This is a genomic window from Lutispora sp., assembly GCF_041687175.1.
Classification (GTDB): Bacteria; Bacillota; Clostridia; order Lutisporales; family Lutisporaceae; genus Lutispora.
In genome coordinates, this window is record NZ_JAWLCK010000052.1 from 1 (window position 1) to 18,375 (window position 18,375).

Consider the following 18,375-nt stretch of genomic DNA (forward strand, 5'->3'; position numbering starts at 1 on the left):
TCATATATGGTGCACCTAGAGGGAGTCGAACCCCCGACCTGCGGTTTAGGAAACCGAAACATAGCTTATGGTAAACTTAAGTATTGTTAGGTACGCATTGATATTGCTTGTATTACCATATTATACCTTAGGTGCTCTTAGGTCGTTTTAGGCCATTTTTTGCAACTTTAATCCCCAAATAATCCCCATACAATCCCCAATGATGCTGACGTCAATTAAGTAATATCAATATTTCTTATTTTCAGTAATCCCCAATACTATGGTATATATCATATGCATTCCTATCCCATGCTCATTCGCACGCTTTGCCACCTTCCTGCCACGAAAACACCCTCGGTAATACTCTATTATTACCCAAACTATTGTAGGGCATTTAAATGCGTCGCTTTTTCCATTATGTTGGCTAATTCCTTTTTATAACAGGTCACTGACTTCCAGGTGTGAGAAAGCCTCCTGTCAAGAGTACTTAAACTTTCTTTAATATTTTTTCCCAATCTTCAGGAAAACCTATACATTTTATATTAACATCTTCTTCATATTCTAATATCAAAGATTTAATATTTGAGACTATATAATTATTCCATTCCTTGCTATCGAATATAAGAAAGTTCATTATATATATAATATCAAACACCCTATATGAAGTTTCTTTATATTTATGATTATATTTACATTTTATAGGGGTTTTTTGTAACTTAAAGTTATATAATCTCATATAGTGTGCTATCATATTTCTGAGATAAGTAATGTTCTCTATCCAACTGAGAAGCTGCCTGGGTCCAGTATTAAATTCAGCCGCTATTGCCTTTTGGTTTTTCGTTGGAATATTATTATAAAAATAATAAACCATTCCCATTGTAAATATTTCAGTAGCAACCCATATAGGCAATTTACCTCCATATTTATCTATATGATGTTTTACAAATGGTAATTTTTTATTTTTATTCATACTATTTTTAAACTTCTCTATAAAAATATCGTGTTCCTTTTTATCTTTAAATACATCACTATTTAAATACCCCAATGGGCCAAAGCTATGAGCAAAGTTATAAGAAATCTTAGTTTTTAAAGTATGTTCAATTGTTTCAATTGCATACATTAGTAAGTTTCTTAGTCTTCTATCAAACTCTATTATGTTATAAACTCTTTCAAATGACAGGTTATCAACATATTTACATTCACCAACTTTAAAATCATGCAAGTAGCCAGAAAATGTATAGTAGTTTAGACGTGTCAGCATCTCTTTAGCCTTACTCTTATCTGTGATTATTAAACCTCTTTTTTCTAGTAATTCAATTTGTTGTTCATAAGTAGTTGCAGGCTTTATCATTGGCATCATAATTATCCCCCAAAAAAAATCAACCCCGCAATGGTACGCATTATTAAGAGGCGCTGCGAGGTCTATCTCATAATTAATTATATGCTTATTTTATATAAATAGTCAATATGTTTATATAATTTATAAAAATTATATAATATGAATGAAATCGGTAACCCGATGGCTTCCCCACTTATCACACTATAGCTAATCATAATCTCTTACCTTTCTTAGACTGCCATATTCATTACTTGGCTCCTCAATTTCTACAGATTCAGCTTCGAGCTTATCAAGATATTGTTGCAAAGTCTCTGTACGGAACAGAAGTCTATTGCCCATCCGAATACATGGGAGTTTTTTACGTTTCACTAGTTGGGTGACAAACCAGTATGATATTCCGAGATATTCCGCTGCTTCTTTTGCGGTTAATGTAGTTCTGCTTATAACACTGGACATCTTTCTACCTGTCATTTTCATTGCTACCCCCTTCCTCTGTAGGTGATATATACAATTTGGCTACCCCACCACGGACACACTGTGTCCGTTTCACAACGGATGTGGTATATATATCTGTTACATCATCACGATCATGACCTAGAATCTTTGCTACTTCCTTTCGAGCTTTATACTCGCTCATACCTGCTGCAATCCTCTTGCTATACTCTTCAGCAGCAAAGGTGTGCCTGAGGCCATGGAATGTCATATTAGTTACTCTACCTGAAGCGGCAACCTTATGACGATGCCTTACTATAAAGTTCTGGATCTGCTTTATCACCAAATGAGTTTTCTCACTGGGCAGTATAAATAGTTTCTCTCCTCGAGATACTTCTTCCAACAGTATATGGAACACTCTGCGAATCTGTGATCTAAGTAGTACATCCCGCTCTTTTCCGTTCTTGCCTTTCACATGTAGAATACCGGCCTTTAGAGCGCTTTCTGCCGCTGCTCTGTCCAATCGTAGAGCTTCATGTATTCTTAGTCCCTGATATCTTCCTAAGCATAACACATAAACTATACGGGTCTGCCCTAGTTCCCAAGCGATATTAACCATGCCGGTAAACTCAATTTGGGACCATGTTCTATCTACTCCACCAAATAAACGCTTCTCCAATTCAAATGCGCCGTTATCGCTTATAACATACTTTGCTTCCGGACATTGATCATGGAAGTACCGTATAGCTGCTAAGTCAGTTTTGATAGTACTTGCACTTAATCCTTTATCCTGCATGTGCTTAATATATGCGCTTATATGCTTGTCCTGTACGTTGGCAAACTTCTGCAGCTTGAATACCTCTGCTAGAAACATAATAAACCTGATTACCGCTCCTTTGTATCGTTCCCTGGTCTTGAAACTACCCTGTCGTGCATGCTTGGATATACGCTCGATTTGAGCTAAGAGGTTCTTAAAAATTCTCTCTGTCTTTTCTTTCATAATATTCTCCTTTCGCTTCGCACCAGGAGCAGAGGGAACGATACTTCATTTCCTTAATATTTCTCAGTATCGAATTACTTACATATATTCATTTCTGTGGGCTTCTTTGCCTGGGCGAACCCTCTGTCTCCATATAGTATTGATTTGGCTATTGCCTGTTGAGTAGTACCTGCCGCATCCAAATCGGTGGCATAAGCCAGCGGCTGTGTCATACCGGCAGCTTCTATTCCGGCGCATTGATAATGCTGACACGCTGCAGTTATAGACCTGCTGTCTTGTAGCACTCCTATAAGCACTAACAAAATTAAGTAGCTTATGAAATTGATGATTTTTCTAGCGCTCATCACACCGACCTCCTTAATTTTTCAAATAAAAAATCTAGTGTAGGCAGGCATACATAGCCCTTCTAAACTAGATTCTTATTTTGCATTTTTTCACTTGTTAAATAACAAAATGTCTAACGACATAATAAGCCATTAAACATTTTTTCACTCACAATAGATTCATTAATGAATCTCGTAATCCAACCTTAACACTTTATAAGTGTCGTATCAACAAATATGTTAAAAAACATATACCCCTTAAATTACTTAAACACTACCTCGTTGCGAGGAATTTTAGCATCGGGTTTCGGTGTCTACTCCCCTGTTAAAAATAATCTCTATAAATTTATAGTACCAATCAATACAATTTATGTCAAGTGTATGTGCTAATTTAATATCATATATACATATCCTATGCCTATTCTCACGCTTTGCTGTCTTCTTGCAACGAAAACACTTACAGTAATACTCTAATACTACCAAATTGATTGTACGGCATTTAAACGCTTAATAGCCTATTGAAGAATAATTTGTATCAAAGTGATTAAAACTCTTTGTTTTAAAGATCATTGAACATTATCATTTTCAAGTTGCTTGTTATACTCATTAATTGATTTATTATGCTTTTCTCTTCTGCTTTCAAATTCTTCAAGTTTACTATTGTAATCGTCTATCATCTGCTCATAAGCCGGATAGTTATCATCATACTTGCCTGAATCACTTTCCTGCCATATTACCAATTGTTCTTCAAGTTCCATAATTTCTTGGTATTCTGAATCTAGTTCACTTTGCATATAAGTAAGTGCCTTTTCTTCATTTTCTATACTTTCATACATTTCATTCATTTGTTGGGCAAACGCCTGCTGCTGTTTTTCTACTTTGTCCTGATATATCTCTAAATAAGCTATTCCAGCAACTAAAGCAATTATCATAAGTGCAGATAAAACTGTTTTAGGAGCACTTCCTTTCTTAGATACCGATACGGTACCGCAATCAATATCCCAACTAGCAAAAACACTTGTGTTTACTCTATTATATGCATTTGTTAAGGTGAATAAAGATATTAGTGGAATCCCTAGCCCTAAACCCCTAAAAAATACAAGGAAATTTCTTTTTAGAGATGTTTTATAATCAAGTTTATTCCCGTACTTATCTAGAATATATAAATTAAAAATCCACTTGCCCGGTGTAGTTGCAGTTATTGATGTAATAAACGATTCAACAAATATCCAAATACAATATAAAACCGCCCCTAGAACATACCCACTAATTTTCTCAGTTATTGCATTGTACGAAGCTACATCTAAATAGCTCCATGCAAATGCCACAATTAATCCCCCTATAAACATATCTATGCTCCTGGCAAAATATCTTGGCCAAGGCCTAGGCTTAAGTATTTCCGCAAATTCTGGATCTATTTGTTCTTCACCTGAGCCATGTATATCTTCCGGAGTGTTGTAAGTATTGAGTTCTTCGTCATATTGCCTTCTTTTCTCATCATCTATTAATGTTTCATATGCTATATTAATGGCTTTCATATATTCTTCGCATTGTGCTCTCTGCTCTAGTGGATTTACATCCGGATGATACTTTTTGGCTAAAACCCTATAAGCCTTTTCGATAACTTCCTTTGATGCTCTTGAACTAACCTCTAGTATGTCATAGTAGGTCATATAAACAACCCCCTCGAACATTTCTAACTTATAATTCTACTTTTTTACAATATATCCTTCTATAATATACCATAATTTCTACATAGTCCCTTATGGGATTTCTGTGATAAGCATTTATATTACTAGGGAACTTCAACAAAAAAGTCGCTTAAAACGCTTGCTACGATTAGTTTTAAGCAACTTTATCTATATAGGTAATATATTATACCTCTGAAAAATAGACATTTGGATATAAATATCTTTGCTTATCTTTATTAGTGTTGCCAATGCCGATATTTAGACTTCGGCAACACCTTTTCCCCTACTAAACCCGGAGCATATCTCGCTAGATATTGACGAGTACAAAGAAGTAAAAACTCATATCCATCCGCTTTTACTTTGGCCTCATAATCCTTATCCCAATATTTCATAATATTATTGTCTTCCATTCTATCTCCCTCAGCTGCTCTATTAATGCAATGACTAATCTAAAATATATTCAAATAGTTCTCCCGGTTGACACTCTAAAGCTTTGCACAAACGGTCTAAAACAGATAAATCAACTCGTACAGTATTATTATTGTATATGGAATACAGTGTATTTTTATTTATATTGCTCTTCTCTACAAGCTCAGGTACTTTCATCCTTCCTTTTTCAAACATTATCCTATCTAGCTTAAATCTAATCATTCTTACTCCTCCTTAATAATATTAATTACCAATATTATTGTACATAATCACTCATGATTTGTAAATATTACAATATTATATTGACATTATCCAATACATAGAGTACAATGTAGTTAGTACATATTACAATAATTAATGTATTAGGAGGGTTTGGTATGCAAAACAAAAATAAGGTGAACTGCACTCTTAAAAATAATAATCCGGGAATACAAGATCAAGTAGCATTATCAGAATTAAAAAACCAGTACTATGAACTATTAGAATCAAGCGAGCTAATTAGAAATCTTACCGCTATAGTTGTTAACGAAAGAAGGTATGAAATAAAAGACATTCTGAACATATGAAATAAGTGGGAGTCATTCCCACTTATTTTTAACTATGATCAATCATTTTCTGTTAATGGTCTAAGTCTCGCTCTCATACTTTAATTTTCTAGGTTTAGTATCATTACACGTTGTACGTTCAATCATGTCAATTTTGTTTCCAGTATTTTAATTAATATAAGATACCCGCTATAATCAGGACAGTTAAGCGAGTTATAATGCCCGGCGCACTAAAACTTGTGTTTTTTCTTTATTTATCAAATAATTAGTGATGTCATCTCTATACTTGCTTCCAATTTCTTACCATCATAACTGTTACAATTAGAAGAATAGTAATTATTGAAATATATATAATCGTCGCTGCAATAAATCTTGACTGCAAAATATCATTAAAGCTTCGTAATATTAAATTCTTATATTCATTCATTTTTTGTGCATCCAGCATCAGCTGTTTTGGTAATTCATTAATATAAAAGAAATATGCAACGGATAGTGCAGCTATAACTAACAAAACAAGCGATAAAAATATTCTTTTCTTCTTAGGCATAGTGTTACCTCCCCCTTTTTTAACCACAATTTTATTATTCTTCTGGTTTTTCTTCATTATTATTCTGCTCAGCTCCTGCATTACCGGGTATATCCTCTTCACATTGCGCTTTTACCCACGCTTGATATTCCTCTTGTGTACATATCTTCGAATAGCAAGTCGCTTGATAATAAGAATCTCCTTTCATAAATATGTCACAGAAAGAATCAAATCTGTACCCTCGTTCTTTTAACGCCTTCAGGTTGCAATCTAGTAAAGATTTATATCTTTCGCTATAGTACATTGCCCCAGTAAATCTTACATCTTCACTTAGTTTACTTAAAATATCTCTATAGTCATCAAATAGACATTTACTTGCTTTTCCTATTACATCTATGTCAACTCTGAAAAATTCTTTATTCTGGTTAATCCGATACTCCTTAAGTTCTTCGTGCATCTTTTTTTCAGCTTTATCAACGTCAAAAACAAAAAAACTCAATTCTTCTACAAATGGTAATGGTATACTAGTTGAGCTTGATAACTCATTAATCCTCCCTTTTACAGTCTTTGTAGTGCATCCAATTTTATAAACCCCTGGCATACATTCATTACTTAAGACATACACATAACCCTCCATAATTTCACCTTTCCTGGTCCGTTATTATTCTACTTTTTAAACCTCACTAAGGAAGTATTCTCTATATTACCCAATACTCCTCCTATATTATTCCATAAATTCAATATTGTACTTTTAATGTTTGTACTGTAAACAAATTCCGTAATTTAATTACATGTGCTACAATATCCTCAATATCGCCTATTCTTGCAATTTTGTTCAAATCAACTACCACACTCATATATGAGTTGTAAGAAACAGTAATCACGATAATAAGTCCTGTAGCCATAATTCCATCTTTCCATATTGTATTTTTTTGTAAAACAGGTATATACTATGAGAAAGAAGAACAAATATGTATTTCGGAGGTTTTACGGATGAAAAATGTCAAACAGTTTATTGTTGGCTTTATTACATGTGCTATTCTGTTGTCAGCTATATTCATATCTGGCTTTGCAGAGGACTCATTGACAGCATTCATAAATCAATTCCCTATCTTTATCAACGGAGAGAAAGCAGAAGTTGAAGCATATAACATAAATGGCCGGACATACTTAGCCTTGGGGGATATTGCAAAATATTTTGATGCTACAGTTGTATTTAATGATACAGATAAAAGGATAGATGTAAATAAAAATCCAAAACCGATCACCACAACCACTCCTACACCACAATCTGCCGAAGAAACTATTGTAACCAGTGATTTCTATGTACTAGAAGTAAACTCAACGGAAGTCTGGGTAAAAGATTCTAATAATAAAACATATGGATGCTCGCCAAGCACTTCTTTAGAATTTGTAGTCGGCGCCACAATTAAGGGATATTTCGCAGAAGAGTACTTATTCCTACAAGACACTAATGATAAATTCATACGTTGTTATTTGAATATCCCGCCTGATAGAACTTATAAAGGAAGCAATTAACGCTTCCTTTCTTATGCACAAACGCCATTGTTTATCAAAGCTTGTCGTAATTGATTCACTAACTCTGTTACTTCCGCTAAATCCTCCGCAGCTTCACCGTTGACTGAGTAGCTCTCCTGTGCATTTGCCCCGTTGCATCCGAATTTGCCATCTACAATCAAGTTGCCATTGTTTGAAGTCCCTCCTGACATCAATACCATACTGCCATATATGAACATGTTACCGTTCATTGAATCCATAGCAGCATTACTTGCATCTGTTTTATCAAGAAGTCCTATACCAATATTTGCTACTCCGTTGTCTACATAACCACGAAAAACTATATCTTTTGTACTAGATCTAAATCTCAATGCCTTTGTAACAGATCCGGTTGAGCCTAAATACAAATCATTTCCAACAAAGGCATTTTTAAGTGTCTCAATATTCCCTTTAAATGTAGCTTCACCGTTTGAGTCGAGGTCTATTGTAATATCCCCTGATTCATCGAATAATTGATATACAAACTTACCTGTAGTCTTATCATATCCTTGCCTTAGTCTCATTGTAAGAGCGGCATCTCGCATTTCAAGTAAAGGGCCGTTTATATATGTAGTTCCGTCTTTGCTTTTTATCTCTGTTTCATTGGTATCTAGTCGCTTAACATTTTTACTACTTAAGTGACTAACAAAATACTCCATGTATCTGTTAAAAGCTATTTGAAAGTCTTTAAATGTATCTGCATTTATACTTGTCCATGTTGGCATACAATCACCTCAATTCTATATTTCATGGAACTGCTTGTATACATCCTTAAAAGTGCGGGATTCAAGTTTCTCGACAACCTTCTCTACACGACCACACTTTTCACAAATGCGCTGATATTCATAAATATTATCCGGAGTACCCTCCTCGAACTGACTGATTACCCAATAATCTTCGCAATCATGTGACTCTCCGTTTTTTATACCCGGTTTTACTTCCTTAATACTCACATTTTTCTTTATCATTTTATTACACTCTCCTTCATCTTTTGTTTAATCCTTATTTTTGTTCTGGTACCTTGTCTATTCCATACAACAAAATACCTCTTTTTCTCCAAAACTCTATACAAGCTGCTGAATTCTTAATATCAGGAATAGGTGCAGGAAGACTACAGTCTTTTATTCTTCGAATTGCATATTCATGGGTAACACCATATTCCTCAACATCAGACCTTGCCAAAAATTCAATGAGTTCATCAGAAGGCATGCTCTGAATTTTCTCTATCATATCTGCTTCATCATTAGGCAAAACCCTTTCTTTGATATGCAAAAGTTCCTTCTGTAGTTTTAATAACTCAGCTTTTTTACTCACTTCTTATCATCTCCTATACTTTGTTTTAGTTCTTCCATATCTTTCTGCAGCTGGTCTATCAACTTCTGAATCTCGGGGCCTTCAAATAGTCCAAGGTGTTTTCCTAGCATCTCTATGGCTTTTATTTTGTCATAGGCTTTGATACTGATAGTCCCTCTAGAGTTCTTTATTTCCTGTATAAGCGAGGTATCAACTATTTCACTATCCTTAAGGTCTATAACCTGTTGATAGCCAGTTATAGGTTGTCCATTTCCGTCATATCCATTTATGGCTTTTACAGTCTTGTAATTTACATAGTCGCCTATATCAAACTTCACAATTTTTAATAACTCTTGGATCAACATGCTTTGAGTGACCTCAGCCTGATCTGAAAGCTCTTGCTGCCGCTTCTTGATTTCTTCTTGAATTTCAGGTTTTCTCAGGTTTTCTACACCTATACTGTATGCTGTCTTTTCTGAATAACCGGCTCTTATAGCTGCCTGTGTAGCATTTAAGTCTTTTAGATATTCGTTTATGAATTTTCTTTGCTTGTCGGTTAGCAATATCTATCACCGCCTTTCTTTCCCTCTAGCGGAGAATTTAGCTTTTCATGTACTCCTCATACTCTTTAAGTTTGTAATCAAGCATATCCTTTTCTCTAGCAACATAGTCCGGTATTGGCTCAATGTGGAATATCCAAAGATCATCCATTTCCTTTGTTACCTCACAATGCTCTTCATCCGGCCGAAAGCTTATACAAGCCTCTCCGCCGCCTTCAAAGTTAAACTTGATGCAGATATAATCTTCACCGCCACCGTCATAGCCAGCCTCCAACTCTGGATCAGAATTGAAATTGTGTCCCAACTCAGCTGTTATGCTTGTAACACCATAAAAGTTTGCATTCTTAGTTGCATAATTGCTTCCTGCTGCTATATCATTAAGCAGGTCTATTACCTTCTCATAGTTGTACTTTGTAATTTCTGTTTTCATTCTTTAGTCCTCCTGATTTTCATAAATTTATATGTGTATGGCTAAAGAGCCATATAACCACACTTATTGTTTTTTTTGTTTTCCCTGTTCCATTGCTTCATTGACCTGATCTGAGATGTTAAAACCGCAAGTTTTACCGATGATATATAATCATCTTTTCTTAATTTCCCAAGCCTATTTTCAAGAGCTTTAAACTCTTCATCCGTTAATATAGCCTCACACTTAATAACCTGCCGTTCTCTGAAATTGATATATCTTTTTATTGATTCATATGGCATCATATCAATATCGCACATTTTAATACCTCCTTTACTCAAATGGGTTAGCATTATCCCCATGTCCAACAAAACGACGATAAGAAGTAAGAAAATCAAGCATTATATTGCCTGGCTTCCCATGGCGGTTAAGAAACATATTCAAGTCTGTAATATCAGCTATTACCTTTTCATCTCCAAATTGATACTCTACTGAATTCTTTTCGTTCGGCCCTTGATAGTAGGCATCCCGGTATAGCAGCATAAGCCCATCAGCATCCTGTTCGAATGATCCTGAGTCCTTTAAGTCTGATGGAAGAGGATGTTTATCCTTCCTCTCTTCTACTGATCGATTGACCTGAGCCAAAGCCAACACACAGCAGTTAAAGTCTTTTGCCAGTTCCTTTAGTGAGCGGCTGATTTCTTCAAGCTGATAATTTCTGCTAAGTTTCTTATCACCTTGTAACAGTTGAAGATAGTCAATCACAATTAGCCCTATACTTCTTTTTCTACGCTTCTCACAGTCCTTCTGAATGCCCCTCAGAGATTTCATAATTTGTGGAATACTCCGGCTCCGGTCATCAATCCAAAGCATACGATTATGTAAGACAGATACAGCCTTACCCATTCTATCAAAATGAATATCTTTTAGTTTCCCTGTCTGCTCTAGCTCCCCATCTATCCGCGCTTGTTGGTAGAGAAGCAATTTAGTAAGTTCCCGACGTGTCATTTCCAGTGAAAATATAACCGTCGGCACCTGTGCAGCTGATGTAGAAGCTATCTGGCAGAATAAGCTTGTCTTACCCATTTTCGGCCTAGCTCCAAGCACATAATATCGTCCAGGCTGCCATCCACCAGTCAAACGATCCAAGTCTTCAAACCCCGATGATATTCCAGCCAATCCATCCTTGCTGCAGTTGTACTCTATTTCCTGTAGGGTACTGTCCAGTAAATCAGGTAGATAGTAATTCTCTATATTTCTGGAAACTCCCAGCCCTTGTATATTCACAATAGCCTCTTCAATCACTTTATTGATATCCTGAGTATTTAGCGTTTCTTCTTTCAGCCTGCCGACAAGTTTTATCAATTGACGCTGAGAGCTATTTTGTTTTATACTAAAAATTGAAGATTCAAGATTTTGCGGTATGAAAGCATTGGTTACTAATCTGGACAGATAAGAGAAACCAATGTTATCCTCACCGCCTTTTTTTATACTGTCATGAACAGTTATTGGAGAAACCGGAGAGCCTACCTCATTTAATTTTCTTATTGCTTCAAATATAACTTGATGCTCTAATTTATAGAAATCTTCTGATTTTAGATCACTTAATATCTCTAGAATTGAGCCTGTGTCTAGCATCATAGCAGCTAAAACGACTTGTTCAGCTTCCTCTGAGTAAGGTAATTGCTTGTACATTATCTTTTCCACCTCCAATCGGTAGGTTGGCTGTCTCCCTCTACTTTGGTTTGCTCTTCGTAATTAGAGTCTAAATAGTCCACATATCCACTATTAAAGAATGTACTTCCGTTCTGCCAGTACTTAAGGTCTGTTTCCGTCTTTTCTTTCTTGCATCGCTCTATAGCCTTTGTTATTTCCTCAATACCGATTTTATAGAGCTTTTTCTTTTGAGTGTCACTTACTTGACCTTTGCCTTTCTTTTTAGGGTATAGATTCCAGATTAATTCAAAAAAATCTTCATACTCATTTGTCTTTATATCTGTCTTTAATATGTCTTTTTTGGGTAACGGATTAGTTGGTACTTTTTCTACGTTTCCGTTACTACTCTTGTCTACTAATTCGTTGGTAGTAACTTTTTCGTTACATGTAATGTTTTCGTTACCTCTCCACTTTTCAAAATTCTTATTTAGTCCAATCTTCCTGGGGTTATTGTAATCTCCCTTATATTCAAGATGGACTATAAAGATATCAATAAGATTATTTACTTCTCTATTTACCTGCTTTTGATGTATTCCAGTTGCCTTGCTTATAAAAGAATCTGATAAGGAAGCGGTTTTTTTGTTGTATCCGTATGTGTTTCGAATTATTACGTCTAAAATTCTTCGTTGAGTGCCATTTAATTTTGCTCTCGCCAATGCCTCTATTAAGTCATTCGCAATCCGGACATACCCATTTTCAAGTTGTGGGCTTGCCATATTCTCACCCCTTAGCCATTCACCTTACGCAATATACCATATTCAACCTCTTGCTTTTCTTCTTCTGGTGGATTTTTCAAGTACTCTTCCAAATAATCAATATCAATTAAATATTTGTTCCCTGCCATATGGTGCTTTAATTTATCAGTCTTTAACATAGAACGTAACCACCATTCGGTAACAGCTGTATCTGGGTCAGTTAGTTTTATGTGCAAAACTGTTTGTTTAATTGTCCTCATACGTGCCATGCTATTCATACTCCTTCTCCGTAAATTCCGGAAAGAGATCTTCTTCTCTTTTATCAAGTACTTCAGAAATTCTTTTTCGCCAGCCACGATAGAAAGGTTTTTTTCCATTTATCGCCATGTAAAAATCTCCTGACTGTATTCCAGCACTCATTAGCATGTTTGAAATAGGCAAGTCTTTTTCAAAGCAAGCACTCTTAATTCTTTGCTTAAGTTCATTCATAGTATAATCTCCTTTTGACAATAGATAATTATTTTATATATTTTCCATTTTCTTTTACTATAGTATAAATAATACCTTGACTTGTTGTCAAGGTGTGTGAGATAATATTTACATGTATTATATATAATTCCATTTATTTATTTTAACTATTTTCCAAATGGAGGTTTACTCTATGAATATCATCTTTTCAAACAAAACAGAGTATTTTAGAGATGAAGAAAATAATATCATCTATTCAAATTCAATAGGTACATCAATGATAGATTTTATTGAGCTTGATTTTTCACAGGTTAATGAAATATTAGATAAACTATATAACAAAGCAAATATTGATATCGATAAAGAAGAAATTCCACACGTTATAGTATATGAGGTAGAACACCTAATATCTGAATTTAAGAAAAAGCACATTTACTTTAGAGATTATAGAATACATTCATTCTATGGTTCAGAATATTTCTTCAGTACACATAGTGAATCAAAAAGGATAAACATAGAAATTAGATCTCTCGTAAGTAACTTGTCACATTCAATAAGTGGAATACAAAAACTACAAGCTGAGTTCAAAACAATTATTGAGTTTTGTTTTCTTAACACTACATCAGAAATCCATCAGAAATTAAACCCGTACCAAAGATATTACTATTTTGTAAACTACGAAGAAAAACGAGTCAAAAAGAAGAAAGAGTTTGATATGGGCTATCCAGACCATAGAATAAAGTATAGTAAGGAAAGAGAAAGTGTATCAAGATACAGAGCAAACAAAAAATATGAAATATTTCCTATGGATGAATTTAATATCAACGAAAATAAAATGAGTAAGGAAGATTTAATTGAAGCAATTTCAAATACTCACTTTGAACTAAATGAGATTATTACATGTGATACACTGGATAGTATTTGTATTACTCAATTAATGGAAATGCTAAAAAACAATATAGTTGTTAACTCATGTAAAAACTGCGGAAAACTATTTATTCCTGAGGGTAGAATCGATACAGAGTACTGCAATCGGTTAGCCCCTGGTTCATCTAAGACATGTCGTGAAATTGGCGCAACCAAAAAGTACCTTGAGAAAAGCAAAAGCAATCCCATTACAAGAGAATTTCAAAGAGAATATAAAAAAATGAACAGCCGTGTTAGGATAAAGAAGATTACTCAAAATGAATTCTATAAATGGTCCGAAAAAGCCAGGGAGCTAAGAGATAGGGCAATTATCGAGAACATGAAACTAGAAGTTTTTCTAGAAAAACTCAAAAAACTGGAGGTATAATCATGGCAAGCATTGAAAAACGAAGTGAATGTTCTTACCGTATAACAGTCTCAGCCGGTTATAATTCAGATGGCAAACAAATCAAAAAGCATAAGACTATTAATCTGGATCCCAAGCTCACGGAGAAGCAGAAAGAAAAGGAACTTGATAGGCAATCTGTTTTATTTCAGGAAGAGGTTGAGCGAGGCACATACCTAGATGCGGACAAACTCACATTCAAGCAGTTTATTGAAAAGTGGCTTAAGGATTATGCAGAGCCAAATTTGGCCCCTAAAACCCTATACCGATACAAAGAGCTATTAGATACTCGAATAATACCTGCACTGGGGCATATTAAGCTATCAAAACTGCAGCCGACGCACCTTACCTCATTTTATAACAACCTCCGGGAAAACGGCATCCGGATAGATGCAAAATATATAGCCAAACCTGAGTTGCAAAACCTGTTAAGTGATAGAGGCCTTTCACACATCGATATAGCCCAGTTATCCGGTATAAGCGATAGAACATTTAGCGGTATGCTGTCCGGTATGTCAGTTTCTCACAAAACCGCTCAAGCTGTCACCAAAACCCTTGAGGTAAAACTCGATAGTATATTTTCTCTAAATGGTGAACCCAGAGGCCTGTCAGAAAGAACGGTTTTACATCATCATAGGCTTATTTCCTCTATACTGACCGCTGCAGTACAGTGGCAGCTTATACTGATTAATCCGGCAACCAGGGTGAAGCCTCCCTCTCCCGAAAGAGCAGAAGCTAAACATTTTGACGAGGTACAAACAGATTATATCCTTCAATTGATGGAAGCGGAGCCATTAAAATATAGAACTATGATTAATCTTGCTGTATATGGTGGTATGCGTTTAGGCGAGCTGGCCGGCATAGAGTGGGATGATATTTCTCTTGAAAAAGGCTTACTTCAGATACGACAAGCCGGGCAATATCTACCCGGTGAAGGAACATTCACAAAAGTTCCTAAAAATGAAAGCAGCAAAAGAATTATCTCTCTTCCGGGTACAGTTATCAGTTTGTTAAAGCAATATAAACTTTGGCATAACGGGCAGAAAGCAAAACTAGGAGATGATCTATGGGTTGATAGTGGCCGACTATTTACTGCATGGAACGGGGAACCAATGTTCCCAGATACACCCTCAAAATGGTTTCACAAGTTTATTCAGCAACATAACAAAAAAATTATGGAAGATGAGAAGATATCAAAAGAGGATAAGTCAAAGTACCTCCTTCCGGAAGTAAACTTCCACGGGCTTAGGCATACAAATGCTACTCTACTAATTGGTCAAGGTGTAGATGTAACAACCGTTAGTTCTAGGTTAGGGCATGCAAGAACTTCAACCACAACAGATATATATAGCCATGCCCTTAAAAAACCCGATATAGAAGCAGCAAATAAACTCGAAAATTTGTTCAAGAAAAAAGATAGCTCTGAACAATCCAAACAGGCATAGCAGCCTGTTATTTTTTGTTCTTATTTCTATGTGCATATCAGCTATCCTGGAGGATGTGAAATTGGTACATTATCGGTGCACTTGTTGGAATCCATACATGAAATTTGCTTCTACACACGTCTCTTGAGTGTGTGCGCCTGCCCATTAAGGCTCATTCAGTAAGGCACCTGAGCTAATGATGCTGCCCGGAAACATCATAGGATGCCATTGGGCCACCCGTATAATCTGCACCCTGGGGAGCATCAAAGGAAAAACATATGGCTGTAGCTCATCTGGTTCTAACCATATGGTTATATCCCATATACTCTAAGTATTCTCAATAGTTTATTCAGATTTTTATGGGTTGTAATAAAGTTGCAAATTTGCTTGTTTTTCAGTAATTTATGATAGACTCTTATGAACACCATGTCCAATACTTAGCATTACAACTATAGTTAATCGTGATTTTTATAATTCTACAATTATTGACCTCAAAGTAACAAACATCTAGCCCTTTAACAAGTTTTTATGTACTACCTTGTTTCTAAATATTAATATATATATAATACAAATATATGGTAAATAATTATAGTCACTTATCCACTATCATAAACTAGGGGGGAATCTCTATGCAACAAGATGAGTTCACCTATTTAACATTTTATAACTCCGAAATTAAGAAAAAGTTCCTAATCGAAGAATATAAGACCCCATCGACAAGAAAGACAGCGAGTTATAGTTTGCAAAAATATTGGCCTTATGAAAAGAATCATGCTCATAAGGATATTTCATTATTTAATAAAAATGATTTTACTTCACTTTTCAAAAACCACTTAAAACCCGATACCCCTAATGCATTAAGTGTCCATATTTCTACAATAAAAAAATATCAACAATGGTATTCAAAAGAATATAATACCCCTTTAACTTTTGATGTTAGTAAATTTACAGAAGAAGAAAAAAACTTTTTACTTTTTTCAAAAATACAATACCTAAAAAAAGAAGATATATATAAAATACTAGATAATCCAAAACACGATATAAGAGGAAAAGCGGTAATATTCTTAATTTATGAGGGAATTATTGGAGAAGAGTGTAAAGAAATAAGGTTTTTGAAAATTGAACAACTATCTTATAATAGTATATCAATCGTAGGTGAAAAAAGTAGAACAATAATTGTTCCTACACAACTCATCGATATTCTTCATCAAGTTAATGATTCGATAGAAATGGAGAAGACTTTTAACCCTAATTCAAAGACAAATAAATTACCTCTAAAAGACAATGGTCATATTTTTAAAAAAGGAACAAGAAGGAATTTGTCAGAAGTAATAAGTTATAATAGACTAGGTCGTATTGTCCATGAAATCCTTACAGACTATCTGGGTAAAGAGATAAAAAAGCCTATAAATTTCATTGAGAAGTCCGGTAAACTTGATTACTTTAAACGATTGCGAAGTGAACTATTATTTGATTCAGATAAAGTAGAGAGGCATGTTTTTGAAAAATTGTGCTACCGATATGGTGAAAACAAGAGTCAGTGGAATCCACTAAAAAAGTTATTGATAAGAATAGATGATAATCAAAATCTTGACAATGATTATGAACATACGCAAATCATATATTCCATATTAAAAAGTACGCCAGTAAATTTTACTAATGAAGATAAGCAAAATAGTAAAGAAGATGATAATGAAAACATTAATGCACCTGATGGCACTGACGATGAGAATAAACAGACTCCAGATTGGTTGGATGTCCGTTCTAATTTAGGAAGATTTGGTGAAAAACTGGCAGAGCAAATATTGCTTTCTTCTTATAAAGCTATTCAAGATGTAAGCAGACGATGCTATTTAGGTTATGACTTTAAAGTATTCGACCATTTAAATAATTCCTATTACTTTGAGATTAAAACCACCTGCAGTAAACATTTTTTTATATCAGCCAACGAGTTAAAGGTTGCAGACTCACACAAGAACAAGTATTATATTTTATTGATTCAAGTTGATAACAAAAATAAAATTATCAGATATACAAAATTTAACAACCCAGTAATTTTCTTTAATTTAGATTATGCCTCATTAACTTCAAGCATAGAAATTGGACATAGTAGCTATATTAGCTCTTCTAGCTTTTGTGTAGACATAAATCCAGAACTACTAAATGAATGTGAGTGTGAGATTATTTCATTTGAAATGATAGATAAGTGTAGGTCTGAATTATCTAAGCTTACTGCTTTCAATAAATCAAATACTAAATGGTTAAGAAAAAATAAGTAAATCATATTCTTGTTTCTTCAAACATTCTTATGCGTTGTATATATCCCCATCTGGCTCTAATACTACGTTGACATCGTATACGTATGCCATTCAGTTGAGTAGCCAACTGCGCTATATCCCGGCTTCAATCTATGATAATTTTCATAATTCGAGGTAAATTTTTTCACCTTTTTAGCTCAATAATCCCCAAATAATCCCCAGGCACTAATTATGTTAACAAAATTTCAAAAATAAAAAACACCGCAATCTCTTGCAGTGTCTAATCTCATAAATGGTGCACCTAGAGGGAGTCGAACCCCCGACCTGCGGTTTAGGAAACCGTCGCTCTATCCTGCTGAGCTATAGGTGCATTGTTGACTTACATTAAAATATTATATAAAAATGCCTGTTTTGTCAATCGC

Annotated in this window: 23 protein-coding genes and 2 tRNA genes; 5 read left to right on the top strand and 20 right to left on the bottom strand. The window is 34.7% G+C overall.

The features are described 5' to 3' along the window. Positions 1 to 7: 7 nt before the first annotated feature. The 7 genes from ACESM9_RS08840 to ACESM9_RS08870 all read right to left on the bottom strand — a co-directional run bounded on the left by ACESM9_RS08840 (position 8) and on the right by ACESM9_RS08870 (position 5,415). A tRNA-Arg gene (locus ACESM9_RS08840) sits at positions 8 to 135 on the bottom strand. Between the two features lie 331 nt (positions 136 to 466). Further along, complete coding sequence (locus ACESM9_RS08845) at positions 467 to 1,339, bottom strand: Abi family protein (protein ID WP_372997382.1); 873 nt, start codon at positions 1,337 to 1,339, stop codon at positions 467 to 469. 186 nt (positions 1,340 to 1,525) lie between these two features. Beyond that, entirely contained in the window at positions 1,526 to 1,795 is a 270-nt protein-coding gene (locus ACESM9_RS08850) for a helix-turn-helix domain-containing protein (protein ID WP_372997384.1), read from the bottom strand. Next, positions 1,779 to 2,750, bottom strand: coding sequence for a tyrosine-type recombinase/integrase (locus ACESM9_RS08855; RefSeq protein WP_372997386.1), 972 nt, complete (start codon positions 2,748 to 2,750; stop codon positions 1,779 to 1,781). The genes ACESM9_RS08850 and ACESM9_RS08855 overlap by 17 nt, the downstream gene beginning before the upstream one ends. Positions 2,751 to 2,824: 74 nt before the next feature. Next, entirely contained in the window at positions 2,825 to 3,094 is a 270-nt protein-coding gene (locus ACESM9_RS08860) for a hypothetical protein (RefSeq protein WP_372997388.1), read from the bottom strand. Between the two features lie 545 nt (positions 3,095 to 3,639). Continuing rightward, positions 3,640 to 4,746 carry a DnaJ domain-containing protein gene (locus tag ACESM9_RS08865; protein WP_372997390.1) on the bottom strand — a complete coding sequence of 369 codons (1,107 nt, stop codon included), beginning with the start codon at positions 4,744 to 4,746 and terminating at the stop codon, positions 3,640 to 3,642. A 462-nt stretch (positions 4,747 to 5,208) separates the two neighbouring features. Further along, positions 5,209 to 5,415: a helix-turn-helix domain-containing protein gene (locus tag ACESM9_RS08870; RefSeq protein ID WP_372997392.1), complete on the bottom strand. Its 207-nt coding sequence runs from the start codon at positions 5,413 to 5,415 to the stop codon at positions 5,209 to 5,211. Positions 5,416 to 5,570: 155 nt separating this feature from the next. Here ACESM9_RS08870 and ACESM9_RS08875 point away from each other — a divergent pair, with 155 nt between their 5' ends. Continuing rightward, positions 5,571 to 5,759, top strand: coding sequence for a hypothetical protein (locus tag ACESM9_RS08875; RefSeq protein ID WP_372997394.1), 189 nt, complete (start codon positions 5,571 to 5,573; stop codon positions 5,757 to 5,759). Positions 5,760 to 6,018: 259 nt separating this feature from the next. Here ACESM9_RS08875 and ACESM9_RS08880 read toward each other — a convergent pair whose 3' ends face one another. Both ACESM9_RS08880 and ACESM9_RS08885 read right to left on the bottom strand, forming a co-directional pair. Further along, positions 6,019 to 6,285 (bottom strand): hypothetical protein, encoded by a 267-nt coding sequence (locus ACESM9_RS08880; protein WP_372997396.1) that lies wholly within the window; start codon positions 6,283 to 6,285, stop codon positions 6,019 to 6,021. A 34-nt stretch (positions 6,286 to 6,319) separates the two neighbouring features. Further along, positions 6,320 to 6,901: a GIY-YIG nuclease family protein gene (locus tag ACESM9_RS08885; RefSeq protein ID WP_372997398.1), complete on the bottom strand. Its 582-nt coding sequence runs from the start codon at positions 6,899 to 6,901 to the stop codon at positions 6,320 to 6,322. Between the two features lie 356 nt (positions 6,902 to 7,257). Here ACESM9_RS08885 and ACESM9_RS08890 point away from each other — a divergent pair, with 356 nt between their 5' ends. Next, positions 7,258 to 7,803: a stalk domain-containing protein gene (locus tag ACESM9_RS08890; protein ID WP_372997400.1), complete on the top strand. Its 546-nt coding sequence runs from the start codon at positions 7,258 to 7,260 to the stop codon at positions 7,801 to 7,803. Between the two features lie 11 nt (positions 7,804 to 7,814). Here the strand turns inward: ACESM9_RS08890 and ACESM9_RS08895 are convergent, their stop codons facing one another. The 10 genes from ACESM9_RS08895 to ACESM9_RS08940 are packed head-to-tail and all read right to left on the bottom strand — an operon-like array spanning position 7,815 to position 12,980. Beyond that, a complete protein-coding gene (locus ACESM9_RS08895; protein ID WP_372997402.1) occupies positions 7,815 to 8,546 on the bottom strand; it encodes a hypothetical protein in 732 nt (243 codons plus the stop codon). A 15-nt stretch (positions 8,547 to 8,561) separates the two neighbouring features. Beyond that, positions 8,562 to 8,789: a hypothetical protein gene (locus ACESM9_RS08900; RefSeq protein WP_372997404.1), complete on the bottom strand. Its 228-nt coding sequence runs from the start codon at positions 8,787 to 8,789 to the stop codon at positions 8,562 to 8,564. A gap of 34 nt (positions 8,790 to 8,823) precedes the next feature. Continuing rightward, the gene (locus tag ACESM9_RS08905; RefSeq protein ID WP_372997406.1) at positions 8,824 to 9,135 is read right to left on the bottom strand and encodes a hypothetical protein; all 312 of its coding nucleotides are present in this window, start codon (positions 9,133 to 9,135) and stop codon (positions 8,824 to 8,826) included. Then, complete coding sequence (locus ACESM9_RS08910) at positions 9,132 to 9,677, bottom strand: terminase small subunit (RefSeq protein ID WP_372997408.1); 546 nt, start codon at positions 9,675 to 9,677, stop codon at positions 9,132 to 9,134. The genes ACESM9_RS08905 and ACESM9_RS08910 overlap by 4 nt, the downstream gene beginning before the upstream one ends. A gap of 37 nt (positions 9,678 to 9,714) precedes the next feature. Continuing rightward, positions 9,715 to 10,104, bottom strand: a complete 390-nt coding sequence (locus tag ACESM9_RS08915; RefSeq protein ID WP_372997410.1) for a hypothetical protein — start codon at positions 10,102 to 10,104, stop codon at positions 9,715 to 9,717. 41 nt (positions 10,105 to 10,145) lie between these two features. Further along, a complete protein-coding gene (locus ACESM9_RS08920; protein WP_372997412.1) occupies positions 10,146 to 10,400 on the bottom strand; it encodes a hypothetical protein in 255 nt (84 codons plus the stop codon). Between the two features lie 13 nt (positions 10,401 to 10,413). Continuing rightward, positions 10,414 to 11,775 carry a replicative DNA helicase gene (locus ACESM9_RS08925; RefSeq protein WP_372997414.1) on the bottom strand — a complete coding sequence of 454 codons (1,362 nt, stop codon included), beginning with the start codon at positions 11,773 to 11,775 and terminating at the stop codon, positions 10,414 to 10,416. Further along, a complete protein-coding gene (locus ACESM9_RS08930; protein ID WP_372997416.1) occupies positions 11,775 to 12,512 on the bottom strand; it encodes a replication protein in 738 nt (245 codons plus the stop codon). The genes ACESM9_RS08925 and ACESM9_RS08930 overlap by 1 nt, the downstream gene beginning before the upstream one ends. Before the next feature lie 11 nt (positions 12,513 to 12,523). After that, the gene (locus ACESM9_RS08935) at positions 12,524 to 12,769 is read right to left on the bottom strand and encodes a DNA-binding protein (protein ID WP_372997418.1); all 246 of its coding nucleotides are present in this window, start codon (positions 12,767 to 12,769) and stop codon (positions 12,524 to 12,526) included. Further along, positions 12,762 to 12,980: a hypothetical protein gene (locus tag ACESM9_RS08940; protein ID WP_372997420.1), complete on the bottom strand. Its 219-nt coding sequence runs from the start codon at positions 12,978 to 12,980 to the stop codon at positions 12,762 to 12,764. The genes ACESM9_RS08935 and ACESM9_RS08940 overlap by 8 nt, the downstream gene beginning before the upstream one ends. A 172-nt stretch (positions 12,981 to 13,152) precedes the next feature. On the opposite strand from ACESM9_RS08940, the gene ACESM9_RS08945 reads away from it, so the two are divergent. The 3 genes from ACESM9_RS08945 to ACESM9_RS08955 all read left to right on the top strand — a co-directional run bounded on the left by ACESM9_RS08945 (position 13,153) and on the right by ACESM9_RS08955 (position 17,974). After that, complete coding sequence (locus tag ACESM9_RS08945; RefSeq protein ID WP_372997422.1) at positions 13,153 to 14,253, top strand: DUF6076 domain-containing protein; 1,101 nt, start codon at positions 13,153 to 13,155, stop codon at positions 14,251 to 14,253. A gap of 2 nt (positions 14,254 to 14,255) precedes the next feature. Beyond that, entirely contained in the window at positions 14,256 to 15,716 is a 1,461-nt protein-coding gene (gene xerC / locus ACESM9_RS08950) for a tyrosine recombinase XerC (protein ID WP_372997424.1), read from the top strand. A 608-nt stretch (positions 15,717 to 16,324) separates the two neighbouring features. Next, positions 16,325 to 17,974 carry a DUF3883 domain-containing protein gene (locus tag ACESM9_RS08955; protein WP_372997426.1) on the top strand — a complete coding sequence of 550 codons (1,650 nt, stop codon included), beginning with the start codon at positions 16,325 to 16,327 and terminating at the stop codon, positions 17,972 to 17,974. Between the two features lie 272 nt (positions 17,975 to 18,246). On the opposite strand, the gene ACESM9_RS08960 is transcribed toward ACESM9_RS08955, so the two are convergent. Beyond that, positions 18,247 to 18,323 (bottom strand) — tRNA-Arg (locus tag ACESM9_RS08960). Positions 18,324 to 18,375: the final 52 nt, after the last annotated feature.